Source organism: Wansuia hejianensis, from assembly GCF_014337215.1.
GTDB lineage: Bacteria > Bacillota > Clostridia > Lachnospirales > Lachnospiraceae > Scatomonas > Scatomonas hejianensis.
This window is the reverse complement of the sequence record NZ_CP060635.1, coordinates 3699178-3712492: the sequence shown is the minus strand read 5'-3', so window position 1 is coordinate 3712492 and position 13315 is coordinate 3699178. Positions and strand designations below refer to the sequence as shown.

General features: G+C 48.6%; 10 protein-coding genes. 1 reads left to right on the top strand and 9 read right to left on the bottom strand.

The window, feature by feature from the left end; translation table 11 throughout:
* Nucleotides 1-5: 5 nt before the first annotated feature.
* A complete protein-coding gene (locus H9Q79_RS17050; RefSeq protein WP_118646725.1) occupies nt 6-1517 on the bottom strand; it encodes a sugar ABC transporter ATP-binding protein in 1512 nt (503 codons plus the stop codon).
* 333 nt (nt 1518-1850) lie between these two features.
* Between H9Q79_RS17050 and H9Q79_RS17045 the strand changes: the two genes are divergently transcribed.
* Nucleotides 1851-2900 (top strand): NAD(P)-dependent alcohol dehydrogenase, encoded by a 1050-nt coding sequence (locus tag H9Q79_RS17045; protein ID WP_118646723.1) that lies wholly within the window; start codon nt 1851-1853, stop codon nt 2898-2900.
* 63 nt (nt 2901-2963) lie between these two features.
* Here the strand turns inward: H9Q79_RS17045 and H9Q79_RS17040 are convergent, their stop codons facing one another.
* From H9Q79_RS17040 to H9Q79_RS17005, 8 genes are all read right to left on the bottom strand, one after another.
* Nucleotides 2964-4301: a sedoheptulokinase gene (locus tag H9Q79_RS17040; protein ID WP_118646721.1), complete on the bottom strand. Its 1338-nt coding sequence runs from the start codon at nt 4299-4301 to the stop codon at nt 2964-2966.
* A gap of 256 nt (nt 4302-4557) precedes the next feature.
* Entirely contained in the window at nt 4558-4992 is a 435-nt protein-coding gene (gene rbsD, locus H9Q79_RS17035) for a D-ribose pyranase (protein WP_249328785.1), read from the bottom strand.
* A 7-nt stretch (nt 4993-4999) separates the two neighbouring features.
* Entirely contained in the window at nt 5000-6058 is a 1059-nt protein-coding gene (locus tag H9Q79_RS17030) for a zinc-dependent alcohol dehydrogenase family protein (RefSeq protein ID WP_249328784.1), read from the bottom strand.
* Nucleotides 6059-6237: 179 nt separating this feature from the next.
* Nucleotides 6238-7266, bottom strand: coding sequence for a substrate-binding domain-containing protein (locus H9Q79_RS17025; protein ID WP_249328783.1), 1029 nt, complete (start codon nt 7264-7266; stop codon nt 6238-6240).
* Nucleotides 7267-7326: 60 nt separating this feature from the next.
* A complete protein-coding gene (locus H9Q79_RS17020; RefSeq protein WP_249328782.1) occupies nt 7327-8292 on the bottom strand; it encodes an ABC transporter permease in 966 nt (321 codons plus the stop codon).
* Complete coding sequence (locus tag H9Q79_RS17015; RefSeq protein ID WP_249328781.1) at nt 8285-9811, bottom strand: sugar ABC transporter ATP-binding protein; 1527 nt, start codon at nt 9809-9811, stop codon at nt 8285-8287. The genes H9Q79_RS17020 and H9Q79_RS17015 overlap by 8 nt, the downstream gene beginning before the upstream one ends.
* A gap of 566 nt (nt 9812-10377) precedes the next feature.
* Nucleotides 10378-11496, bottom strand: a complete 1119-nt coding sequence (locus H9Q79_RS17010) for an ROK family transcriptional regulator (protein ID WP_249328780.1) — start codon at nt 11494-11496, stop codon at nt 10378-10380.
* Between the two features lie 568 nt (nt 11497-12064).
* Nucleotides 12065-13216, bottom strand: coding sequence for a 1-propanol dehydrogenase PduQ (locus H9Q79_RS17005; RefSeq protein WP_118646703.1), 1152 nt, complete (start codon nt 13214-13216; stop codon nt 12065-12067).
* Nucleotides 13217-13315: the final 99 nt, after the last annotated feature.

Genomic DNA, 13315 nt, shown 5'->3' with positions numbered 1-13315 from the left:
TTGATTTACGCCTCCCTTTCTTTCTGAACATTTGAAACGGCCAGCTGCATAATCGCTTCCTGTGAAAATTCTGATCTTGAAAGCATTCCGGCAATATGGCCTTCACTTACGACATAGATCCGGTCGCAGATTCCAATCAGCTCCGGTAATTCTGAAGAGATCATGATAATCCCCTTCCCGTTCGAGGCAAACTTATTCATAAGTTCATAGATCTCACGCTTGGCGCCCACATCAATTCCTCTGGTCGGTTCATCTGCAATCAGTATCTGTGGATTACAGATCAGCCATTTAGCAAGGACGACCTTCTGTTGGTTTCCTCCGCTCAGATTCGCGATCGGCGTCTCATAGGAAGGCGTCTTCACCTTCATGCTGTCGCAGGAATCCTTCACAACTCTGTTCTCCTCGCCGCTGTGCAGCAGTCCCTTGTAGATGATCTTGTCCAGAGAAGCCAGCGTGGTATTGTATTTCACACTGAGGATTGGAACGATTCCCGTCCGGCGCCTGTCTTCCGTCAGCATCGCCAGCCCATTCCTGATACTCTGTCTGACATTTTTAATATGTACGTCCTTCCCCTTGATCCGGATCTTACCGGAGGAGTAGGGGTCCAGACCGAAGATCGCGCGCATGATCTCTGTCCGCCCCGCGCCCATCAGCCCGGCAAAGCCTACGATTTCACCGGCTTTGACATGGAAATTGACATTTTCAAAAATTCCCGGCTGAGTCAGGCCTTCCACGCTCAGGATTTCGTCTCCAATCGGAATCTGTTCTTTGGGATACTGGTTCTCAATCTTCCTTCCAACCATATACTCAACAACCTGATCGACGGTCAGATCCGCGGCATCCTTCGTGATGATGGATTTGCCGTCACGAAATACCGTAATTTCATCGGCAATCTGGAAAATCTCGTCCATCTTATGTGAAATATAGATGATGCTGGCACCTCTTGCCTTCAGGTCCGCGATCTTCTGAAAGAGAACCTTTACTTCCTTATCAGTAATTGCAGATGTGGGCTCGTCCATGATGATGATCCGTGCATCATAGGAAACCGCTTTCAGGATCTCAATCATCTGGATGTCGGATACGCTGAGGCTGCGCAGCTTCACATCCGGAGCATAAGGCAAGCCTTCCTGCTTCAACAGGTCAAGTGTGCGGCGGCGCACCGTCTTCCAGTCAATTCTCGCACCCTTCTTCGGCCAGCTTCCCAGGCAGAGATTTTCCTCCAAAGTCATATCAGGAACATAGGACAGCTCCTGAAAGATCATCGCGATTCCGTTCGCCTTCGCATGAAGCGGATCTCTGATGACTGTTTTCTTGCCATTGATAAAAACATCTCCCTTATCTGCCTGATAAACCCCGTCAATGATTTTCATCAACGTAGATTTTCCAGCCCCGTTTTCTCCGCACAGAACGTGAACCGTGCCCTTTTTCAGCTTGAAATTCACATCGTCCAGAGCTTTCACACCAGGAAAATACTTGGATATATGCTGCAACTCAAGTATCGTTTGATTTTCAGCCATCCATTACACCTCCCATTAAATAATCAGAACTCTTTTTCATCTTCTCCTTATCATGGCCGGAGAGTGTGCTCTCCTTTCACTCTTTTGAAGCGAATTTAAAAAAGTATTTTCTTAAGTGGCTCTATAATAACTCTATTTTTTGTACTTGTCAACAATAACTTTTTAAAAATTTTATTTCCTTTGTGCATTTTTTATCAATTAAAAGAGATTTTTTATTTTTTAATTAACCATTGACAGATTTTGAAAGAGAACTTATAATAGGCTCATACTTTTATAAATACTTTTATAAAGTCATTCAATTATTAGTTTAAACGACCTGGGAGGTGTATCGTTATGGAAGGTACAATGAAAGTAGCCGTGATGAACGGCATCGGAAAGATGGGCTTTGAACAGCGCCCGATCCCGGTACCGAAGGATGATGAGGTGCTTGTGAAGCTGGAGTATGTGGGAATCTGTGGTTCCGATCTCCATTATTATGAACACGGACGGATCGGTGATTACATAGTAGAGCCACCTTTTGTTCTCGGACATGAGCCGGGCGGCACAATTGTTGAAGTAGGTAAAAATGTGAAAGGCCTGAAGGCCGGCGACCGGGTAGCCCTGGAGCCGGGCAAAACCTGCGGACACTGTGAATTCTGCAAGACCGGGCGCTACAACCTCTGCCCGGACGTGGTGTTCTTCGCCACTCCGCCGGTAGACGGTGTGTTCCAGGAATACGTTGCCCATGAAGCGGGCCTTTGCTTCAAGCTTCCGGATAATGTCAGTACCATGGAGGGCGCTCTGATTGAACCTCTGGCTGTAGGTTTCCATGCAGCACAGCAGGGCGGAGCCCATATGGGACAGGTAGCCGTAGTCACCGGATCTGGCTGTATCGGTCTGGTATCCATGATGGCGCTGAAGGCGCTGGGCGTGACCGACGTATACGTAGTTGACATCATGCAGAAACGTCTGGACAAAGCCCTCGAGCTGGGAGCCACCGGCGTGATCAATGGTAAAGAAAAAGACGCGGTAAAGGAAATCGAAGAGCTGACCAACGGCCGCGGCTGTGATCTGGTGATCGAGACCTCCGGTTCTGAGATCTGTGCAAACCAGGGCCTGGAAATGCTGGTAAAGGACGGTACGCTCGTACAGGTTGGCTACAGCGCCTCCGGTACCATGAACCTGAACACCAGCATGATCTGTGACAAAGAGCTGACCATCCGCTCCGTATTCCGCTACCGCCACATCTATCCGCTGGCAATTAAAGCAGTGGCTGAAGGCAAGGTAGACCTGAAGGGCATTGTGACAGATATTTTCGATCTGGATGACGTCCAGAACGCGATGGACAGCAGCGTGAACAATAAGGCGGATATAGTAAAAGCCGTTATAAAGATTGCAGATTAAACCATATTTCCCGGAAAAGGGCCGGATGCCGCAGGTCACACCCTGCGGCATCCGGCTTTTCCGTCAATGCTCTGTTTCATATTCAATATACCTTCCTGCCTCTTCTGCCGTCAGACCTCTGCAGCATTTCAATGAAAACAGCGCCGCTCCGAACGCCGCCTCTTCCCGATGTACCGGTATTCTCAAATCCATCTGAAATCGCTCCGCTATCATGTTCCGCAGCGCCCGGTTATTCCTCAGGCCGTTGCCCGCCCCAACCAGAATCCTCGGTTTTATCCGCAGTATCTCCTGAGCACTTCTGTACATCCCATACAATTCTTCCACACATCCCATCAGAAATCCTACTGTCAGATGGGCAGGAGTAAAATTATCAATTCCAATCCCTTCAATGGCTCCCCTCAGCTCCGGCCGCTCCCTGGTTCCACAAAAGGTTGTCCGCACCTCCAAGGGCTCAGCCAGTTCCTTATAATTCTCCGCCAGCCTGTTCATGATCCCGTACATGGACTCCGCCGGACGGCCGCTCAGCTCCACTGCCTCACGAAAGAAACGCTCCAGAACTGCATACGCCCTCCCGCCGCACAGGGAAGATCCGGCAGCGAGATAATCCTGTTCCAGATAAGGCCTGAATTCCAGTCCTGTGCCATGTACCGGCTTCCGGCTCCAGACTGATACCTGGCTGCCTGTGCCCATATTCACCAGTACACTTTCAGCCGGTTCCCGCACTGCACCGCAAAAACTGGCCTGGTTATCCCCGATCCCCACAGCCACTGGAATTCCGTCATCCGTCACGCCCTGGAAATCTCCGGAAACATTTGGAAACATTCCCGCATCCATGCCGCCCTTCTCTATCGCTGCCCGGTCAAAGTCCCCTGTCCTCCTGTCATACAACCCGATCCCAGCCGCATCCGAAGGATGGATCACTGCCCGTTCCAGCCTGCAGAGCTTCATCAGAAGATATCCATGAATCGTACAAAATCCGGCAGCATCCGCAGGCGTCATCCGATGCTGTACATTATAGCAATGAGTCGCACTGCCATACCCGGCCGGACAGTCATACCCCGTCATTTCCTTCAGCCACCTTACACATTCCTCCCCCCTTACGTCCTGCCAGGTATAGAGGGGGGATACCGCCGCCCCTTCACTGTTCACGTACAGAATCCCATGCATCTGTCCCGTCAGCCCGATGCCGGCAATTCCTGCATATTTCCTCTTAACATCCTCCAGAATCCAGAAAACATCCGTCAAAATTTCCTCCGGGCTCTGGAGCTTTTCCCATTCCATACTGCCCTGTATAGAACCGTGCTCTCTGGTCCATGTCTCCAGCACCTTCCCTGAATCCGCGTCGACCGCGCAGGCACAGATCGTTGTAGTTCCGATATCAATTCCAACAGCAATTCCCATAAAGACTCCCACTTCATCAAAGCAAATGCAATGCTGATTTTATTTAATTATAACACACATTTCCGATTTCTGATGGATGATTGAAATATTTTAAATTGTCATTTGTAATTAACGGAATGCGACATACAGGACATTCATTTTTCAAGCCGCCGTGTAACAACACATACGAATTTTCTGAAGAAGCCATCCCCATGAGGGACGGCTTCTTCAGAAAACCCGTATACGCTGGCTGACACAGCATGAAATTATTGGAAAGTTACCGTTGAAAATCAATGATAAGCTCTTTTTTAAATTGTTCTACCCCCGATGCCGCTTCCATCAATAGATTGGAATAACAGCCCAGTTCTCCGCTTCTCACAACAAACTTCACATTCTGCGCGAGCCGCACCAGCTCTTCCTGAGAAATCTCATTTAATTCCTGCTTTTGAAAGGTATTCTTAACGAAGGCGTATCCTTCCTCGTTCATCCCTTTCATCTCCTCTGCTATCACCACTTTCTGGATCACCGTTTCCTCCAAAATAGCCTTCAGGCACTGCTTCATGTCGGGCACGCCGAAGCTCAGGGCCAGGTCAATCCGTTCTGCGCCTTTTGGTATGGGAAAACCCACGTCGCACAGCAGGAAAGAATCCCCATGCCCCAGGCCTGCCAGCGCGCCGCTCAGGGGCTGATTGATGACACCTCTTCTTTTCATATCTGTTTCACTCCTCCGTATTGGGATGTATGATTACCTTGATGGAGTTCCTGTCATTTACGTTTTCATCCAGGCCTGCATAAAAATCTTCCAGGGGGAATTCACCCGTCACCAGGCTGTCTCCGTCTACGATTCCGGAACCCAGGGCTTCGACTGCCCGTCCAAAATTATGAGACTGACAGAAGGATGCCGTATAGGTCAGTTCATTATTGAACATCAGCACCGGGTCCATGGCTACCTTTTCCCCGCTGTGGACAATCGCGTACTGCAGGAGCGTGCCTCCCTTTTTCAATAGCTTCATGGATTCTGAAATGACCTTTGTGCTTCCTGTAGCGTCTATAATCAGGTCCACTCCCAGGGGATTTTCGTCCAGGATCGCCTTTTCATGTACCGTATAATCATTTCTGTCCATGACGATGGGCCTGATTCCATATTTTGCGGCCAGATCCAGCTTACTGCTCTTCCCGGCAACCATATAAACAGCTCTCGCATTTGACGCTTTAAACAGCTGTGCCAGTATCAGCCCCATAGAACCCGCCCCGAATATCACTACCGTATCCCCGTATTTTATATCCGCGCGGTCTACCGCGTGCAGGCAGCATGCGACAGGCTCAGATAATGCCGCCGCGTTAAAGGACAGATGATCTGGTATATGGAATACCTTTTCTTTCTTCAGCCGTACAAATTCGGCGAAACCGCCGTTTATATTATGTCCCAGCGAACCGAAGGTCGGGCAGTAGTTTGATTCTTCTTTCCGACAGTAATAGCAGTCTCCGCAATATTCTGTATTATCCGCCGTCACCCGGTCCCCGATCCTGAAATCTGTAACATTTTTTCCTGTCTCATGTACATAGCCGGCAAATTCATGTCCCGGCACAACCGGATACCTTGCCAGATCTGTCCCTTTTCCATTATCATGGTCATGCTCCGCCCCTTTGCAAATAGAGCAGGACATCACCCGAATAATAATTTCGTCATCTCCGCACTCCGGATAAGGTATCTGACGGATGCTGGAATTTTCGCGTCCCGCTTTATCATAGACCAGAGCTTTCATTGTTTTGCCCATCTTTTCTGTGCCCCTTTCATTCTGGATTATATGGGCCGGCAGGCACCCGCCCGCCGGCCATACATAACGTTCAAGCATTTTCTAAAAAGTCCCGGACGACAGCCGTGAGAGCACCCAGGGTGCGGAACAGCTGACTTTTATGATCCGTGATGTCCGCATCAACGGACGTGTCTGTTTGATTAATAGTCTCCCACATTATCTTTTGTCAGCAGGATCGGATCAATGTTATACACATCATCCACCTTTTCACCCTTGCACATTGCGATTGCCACCTCTACAGTTTTCTGTCCGATGGTCTCCACATCCTGGAGAACCGTGGCGTCCAGTTCACCGTCCGCTACAGATTTCTTCGCCGCATCGATGGCGTCAATGCCGATCACATAGATCTGTCCGGCCAGTCCGGCGTCTGCTATGGCATCGTATGCGCCCAGCGCCATTTCATCATTATGGGCAACCACCGCGTCAATCTGCTCTCCGGTCTGCAGCCAGGTCTCCATCAGAGCCATTCCCTCGTCGCGGTTCCAGTCAGCAGGCTGTGTATGTAATACGTTGATATCCGGATAATTCTTCAGCACATTCTCAATTCCATCGTTCCTGTTGATAGCCGCCGATATACCAGTTGGCCCTTCAATAATAACGATATTGCCTTTTCCGCCGAGCTTTTCAGCAATCCATTCCATCTCCATCTCTCCGGCCACCACATCATCCTGGCCGACGAACGGACAGATGCTGTTATCTTCAATGGTCGTCTTTGTAACCAGCACGTTCACCCCGGCGTCAATGCAGGCCTGGACTCCTACCTGGCAGGCGGCTGCGTCGTAAGGCTGTACAATCACACAGTCGACTCCCTGGGCGATCAGTGTTTCACACTGCGATACCTGGGTTTCACCGGAACCCTGACCGTCCAGGAGAAGGAATTCCATCCCTTGAGATTCCGCATATGCTTTTGCCGCATCAGCGCAGACTGCATTGGATTCATTGGCCAGGTTGCCGTCCACCCATGCGATGGTAAATTTCTCATCCCCTCCGGACGATGATGTGCCGGACGCAGAGGATGCTGCAGGTGCGGACGATGACGCCCCGGCACTCTCTGACTTCGCCGATGAGGCAGATTCTGATTTCGCTGTGGACTCCGCAGATCCACAGGAAGTCAGGCTCAGACCCAGTGCTGCTGCAACAAGAATTGCCATAATGCTTCTTTTTCTCATTTTTAAACCCTCCATAAAATCATTTTTATAATATCTGCTTCTGCAGCTATTACCATCCCGTCACTCTTTCTTCCTGTCAGCCAGAACTGCCAGAAGGATGATCGCACCTTTGATAATCTGCTGGTAATACGAGGATACATTCATCAGATCCAGGCCATTGGTCAGAATCCCGACTACCAGAATACCTATGAACGATCCAAAGACACTTCCCTTACCTCCAGAAAGGCTGGCGCCGCCAATGACCGCTGCCGTGATGGCATCCAGCTCATAGCCTTCACCTCCGGCCGGCTGTCCCGTTTGGATACGTGAGGACAGCAAGAGGCCTGCGAACGCGGCGCAGAATCCACAGATCACATAAACCATGAACTCCGTCAGCTTAACATTTACGCCGGATACTACAGCCGCCTTTTTGTTGCCGCCGACTGCAAACACATGCCTGCCATATTTCGTATACTTCAGCAGGAACGTTCCTACAATCAGAAAGCCCGCGTAGATCACTACCGCCACGGGTACTACACCCCAGGAAGCGCGCCCAATGTACTGATATGCTTTGGTCACTCCCGTGATCGGACGCCCGTCAGTGAATACATAAACAATTCCTCTCACCATGGTACAGGTGGCCAACGTGGCTATAAAAGCCGGTATGTTCGCATAGGATATGAAAAATCCGCTGAACGCACCGCAGGCAACTCCCGCCAGGATTCCCACAAACATCGCTGCCACAACGGGCGTTGTTGTGCCTTCCTGAGCCAGCTTCGTGGCAAAACATGCTGCCATAGCTACGATTGCCCCTACCGACAGGTCAATTCCTCCGGTCACAATGACGAAGGTCATGCCGACTGCCAGAACACCGTATACCGCGTTTTGTTTCAGAATGTTAAAGATATTGGTTACGGTGAGAAAAGAACTGGAAGCCACTGACATCGCGATAAATAGAACCAGCAGCGCTATGTAAACACCGTATTTCCCCAGGATCGCCCCCACATTTATTTTCTTTGCAGAATCCCCACTTCTGTTCTTATTCATGTCTGTATTCTCCTTTATCTCCTTCACCGATTGCGTAAGCCATCAGCTTATCCTGATCCAGCTCGCCACATTCAAATTCACCGGTTTTATGTCCCTCATGCATGACCACTACCCGGTCACTCATGCCCAAAAGCTCCGGCGTCTCTGATGAAATCATGATGATGCTCTTTCCGGATTTCACCAGAAGGTCCATCAGCTTATAGATCTCAGCCTTGGCACCGATGTCTATTCCCCGGGTAGGTTCATCCATAATTAACAGGTCTGGGTCCCCCATAAACCATTTTGCTATGACGATTTTCTGCTGATTGCCTCCGGACAATGTTCCCGCCAGAGTGTCCCTGTTGGTGCATTTAATTCTCAGCTTTTCAATCAGGGAGTCACTGATTTTTTTCTCCTTCTTGAAATCAATCAGGCATTTTGCCCTGGTTATCATATCCATATAGGCAAGAGAAATATTGTCCTTAACCGAAGCGATCAGATTCAGCCCTGATATTTTTCTGTCCTCCGTAATGTACGCCATGCCGCTCGTGATCGCTTTTTTCACTGTACCAAGCTTCTGGCCTTTCATCGTAACCGAACCCTTGTCCGCTTTTCTTAGTCCGAAAAGCGTATCCATGACCTCAGTCCTCCCGGCGCCCATCAGCCCAAAAAAGCCAAGTATTTCCCCTCGTCTTACTTCAAAATCCACGTTATAAAATTCGTTTTCGCGGGTCAGATGCTCAACTCTCAGAAGAACCTCGCTTTCGTCGAAGTCCGCCGTCTTTTCAGCACTTTTCACATATACGTTATTCAGCTCCCGGCCGACCATCATGTTAATCAGCTTATCCGGAGTGACATCTGCAGTTGCTATGGAGCCGATCAGCTTACCGTCGCGCAGTACCGTGATCTGATCTGTCAGGGAATAAATCTCATCCATCTTATGGGATATGTAAACAATCGATTTGTTCTGGGCTTTCAGCTTCCGGATGATCTCGAACAGCTTCTCCACTTCCCTGTCTGTGATGGCCGAGGTCGGTTCGTCCATGATGATCACTTCCGCATCAAAAGCAATCGCCCGTGTGATCGCTACCATTTGCTGCTGCGCAGTGCTCAGCTCCTTGATCTTAGTCCTGGGATTGATATCTATGCCCAGGCTATCCATCAGCTCTTTTGTACGGCTCAGCATTCCCCTTTTATCGACGACTGCCCCCTTCGTCTTCTCACGGCCGGCAAAAACATTTTCCTCTACTGTCATTTCAGGAATCAGATCCAGCTCCTGGTGAACCATCGCAATTCCCTTTTCCAGCGCATCCACCGGACGCTTTGCCCGGAACGGCTTGCCGTCAAAGAGGATCTCCCCCTGATCCAGGCTGTAGATACCTGCCAGAATCTTCATGAGCGTCGACTTACCAGCGCCGTTTTCACCCACAAGAGCGTGTATCTCACCGCGTTTCAGCAGCAGGGAAACGCCATCCAGTGCCACAACTCCCGGAAACTCTTTTCTGATGTTCTTTATCTCCAATACATACTCACTCATCATCTTTGCCTCCTAATGAGTTATGCGGACAAGTTTTCCAGGTGATGCCTGCATCGCCTCTCACAGGCTTCTTCATCTTCCCTTTCATTTTCATCCCTCCAATGCTGCATTTGCAAAGTTCTTTGCTTTAACTCTTTTCCTTATAACTTTTATAAATTAGTTTTTATAAAGTAGTTGTATTATAACTCTACTCACAAAATATATCAAGATAATTCTTGAGGATTTTACAAATTTTGTGCAATCTATACAAATTTCCTTATCATATTTTGGCTTTGCTTCCAATTGGTCGGGGAGGGGGGAGCGTTTTAGATCACCCAGGTTCTCCGAAAGTGTCATCGGTATGGTTACAGACAGTAAGCACTGGCTGATTGTGGCCTGGTGGAGCCAGTATTTCTTTATTAAATTCCGAAATTTACCGTCCGAGACCATCGGGGTTCCTCCCCTGGCGAGAGCACTGTACCGACTGGAACAGCCAGAAAACCGTAGTTATTTGATTACCTGAACATTAAAAAAGCACCATAATCCCATTAATTACGATGCCTTTCATTTTCCATTTTATTTTCACTTTGTCAGATACATTTTATATATTCATCAATATAATAGAGTCCTGCTCCTACGGCGGAGGATTCGAATTTAAATGCGCAGCTCTGCACAAATTTCCCGTCTGTAGTGAAGGTGCTCCTCTTTATCACCATTTGTCTCAGCTCGTCTATGTGGCTGTCCATATAGCTTCCCACATAGCCTCCCAGTATTACTTCACAATCCAGGCAGTTTCTCAGATTATTGATGGCTACAGATAAATATTTTAAATAGGTTTCCCATTCCTGCCGGCAGTCTTTGTCCCCTTTATCTAAGAGTTCAAAGAACTTCTTCAGGTCGCCGCCTGTCCTCCGCGATAATACCTGTGCATTACAGTATGGATCCATGCACCCCTTTTTGCCGCAGTAACAAGGCTTTCCGTCAATTTCCAGCGTCATGTGCCCTATTTCACCACTCAGGCGCTGGTCCCCGTAGTAAAGCTCATTATTCATCAGAACGGCGCCGCCAACGCTGTTGCTGAGAGACAGGTACACCATGTTTTCCGCATGAGGAGAATGCCAAAGCTCCGCAAAGCCTCCGGCCTTTGCGTCGTTGATAATGGCATAGGGATATGGGAGATAGCCCTTCAGATCTTCAAACAGCGTCGTCGTCTCCACGACGGGCGCATAGGTAATCGTCTTATGATCGGCGCCGATAATACCGGGCATACTAATACCGATTCCCAGAATCGTATATGGATCGGCCCTGCCCTCTTCTATTATGCGGTCTACCAGACTCCGAAGCTCCTCATAATACTTACGGTTATCCTCAAAATGCAGCCGGGTTCTAATGGAATAGAGTACCTCACCCAACAGGTTGACCAATACCCCACTGATGTGATTTCTTGTTATGTCAAGCCCAATGGCTGTCTTAGCATCCATATTGCAGGAAATCCCCTTGGCCTTTCGTCCACCGGTAGAATCAAAACTCCCATTTTCATAAATCAGGCCTTTCTCGAACAGTTCCGTCAGATTTTGTGCCACAGTAGGCAGACTCAGATTTAATTTGTTCGCAATCTCCTGTTTTGATATCTTTCCTTTCTGATAAATAATCCTGTAAACGTTATTTCTGTTCTGACGTTTAACCTCCATCGTGCTTGCCCGCTTCATTTTCTCTCCTTTATTCATCCATCCGTAAAAATTTGTTATAATTATCTTACTGCCTTTGATAGCAAAGAAACAGTATTCACCCGTCAATTATACTCCCGAATATCCTCTGGCTCATGCCTCGGGCGTGGAAACAGCTTATGCTGTACAACAATGTAATACCTACAGGGCACACCGTAACTCATGCCCTTAACGGGGCCGGGGAACAGCTTTTCTGTTCCACAATGTATACTCCAGAGTATACCGCAACTCATGCCCCTGACGGGGCCGGGGAACAGCTTTTCTGTTCCACAATGTATACCCACAGGGCACACCGTAATGCATGCCCTAACGGGCGGAGGAACAGCTTTGCTGTTCCACAATGTATACTCCAGAGTATACCACAACTCATGCCCCTGACGGGGCCGGGGAACAGCTTTTCTGTTCCACAATGTAAGCTTATTATAACATAAGGGTTTTGTTTTTCAAATGACTTTTTATAAAATATTTTATAAAACTTATACGAACATGAAAAAACCTCCCCGGATCGTAATAAAACCAGGGAGGTTCTCCATTTTATTAGGGATTAAAATTAAAATGACCAAAGTTTAGCATAGATCATCATGATCTCGTTCTTCGTCGGCACTCTGGGATTGGTGGTGGTACAGGCATCCTTCAACGCCGCATCCGCCATTTTTTCAATAGAGGCAAAATACAGGTCCTTCTGCACTGTCCCAATCTCCTCCACGGAAAGAGGTATATTCATCTCTTTCTGCATGAATTGTACCCAGTTTACCAGCGAACGAACACTCATGACTTTATTATAATTGCTCAATCCCAATATATGGGCGATATTTGCATATCGTTTTACAACCGGCGGATATTCCTTTTTACTCCGGCTGCGGATATTAATGTCAGAATTAAATTCAATAATATGTGGCAACAGCATCGCATTGGCTCTCCCGTGAGGGATATGGAATACCGCTCCCAGCTGATGTGCCATACTGTGTGTGATGCCCAGTCCCGCTGAATTGAACGCCAGCCCGGCCATGCAGGAGGCCACGTGCATCTTCTGACGGGCATGCTTATCATTCCCATCCAGATAAGCCCGCATAAGGAATACGCCGCAGATCTCAACAGCCTTTTCTGCCAGAGCCGCTGAAAACTCATTATGAGCTGTGCTGACATACGCTTCCAGCGCATGTGTAAAAGCATCCATCCCCGTGTCGGCAGTAACTGCAGGCGGCACGCTCATCACCAGTTCTGCATCCAGAATCGCTTCCTCAGCAGTCAGCCGTTCAGATACAAGCGGATATTTTATCTGTGCTTCCGCATCATTCACGACTGCGAAGGAGGTTACCTCTGAACCCGTTCCGCTTGTGGTCGGTATGGCGATCAAAGCCACCTCTCCGATGTTTTCCAGCTTTGACGCAAATTCCCGGATTGCCTTGGAAGAATCAATGGCCGATCCTCCGCCTACCGCTAACACAGCTTCAGGCCTGTATGCCAAGAATTTCCTGACACCGTCTGCAATCTTATCGATCGGAGCATCCGGCACTACATTGGAATAGACTTCATATTGGGCATTGCCGCTTTCCAAAGGGCCTGTAATTAACTGAAGCATGCCGCTTTCCACTACAAAAGGATCTGTGATAATCAAAACTCTCTTATATGGCATATCAGCAAGGCGTTTCAGCGAACCTTCCCCAAAATGTATTTGTGTCTTAATTCCAAATGTCTCCATATATGACCTCATCTCCTGCAAAACATGTAACAAACAGTCCCTTTTTCCGCTATCACTGTTGCAAAAGCATATTCGCAGAGTATCCCCGCCGGGCATGCC

Bases quoted from the DNA above. Each gene is read 5' to 3' on its own strand.
- H9Q79_RS17050 (WP_118646725.1), bottom strand. From the start codon at position 1,517: ATGGCTGAAAATCAAACGATACTTGAGTTGCAGCATATATCCAAGTAT.
- H9Q79_RS17045 (WP_118646723.1), top strand. From the start codon at position 1,851: ATGGAAGGTACAATGAAAGTAGCCGTGATGAACGGCATCGGAAAGATG.
- H9Q79_RS17040 (WP_118646721.1), bottom strand. From the start codon at position 4,301: ATGGGAATTGCTGTTGGAATTGATATCGGAACTACAACGATCTGTGCC.
- rbsD (WP_249328785.1), bottom strand. From the start codon at position 4,992: ATGAAAAGAAGAGGTGTCATCAATCAGCCCCTGAGCGGCGCGCTGGCA.
- H9Q79_RS17030 (WP_249328784.1), bottom strand. From the start codon at position 6,058: ATGGGCAAAACAATGAAAGCTCTGGTCTATGATAAAGCGGGACGCGAA.
- H9Q79_RS17025 (WP_249328783.1), bottom strand. From the start codon at position 7,266: ATGAGAAAAAGAAGCATTATGGCAATTCTTGTTGCAGCAGCACTGGGT.
- H9Q79_RS17020 (WP_249328782.1), bottom strand. From the start codon at position 8,292: ATGAATAAGAACAGAAGTGGGGATTCTGCAAAGAAAATAAATGTGGGG.
- H9Q79_RS17015 (WP_249328781.1), bottom strand. From the start codon at position 9,811: ATGATGAGTGAGTATGTATTGGAGATAAAGAACATCAGAAAAGAGTTT.
- H9Q79_RS17010 (WP_249328780.1), bottom strand. From the start codon at position 11,496: ATGAAGCGGGCAAGCACGATGGAGGTTAAACGTCAGAACAGAAATAAC.
- H9Q79_RS17005 (WP_118646703.1), bottom strand. From the start codon at position 13,216: ATGGAGACATTTGGAATTAAGACACAAATACATTTTGGGGAAGGTTCG.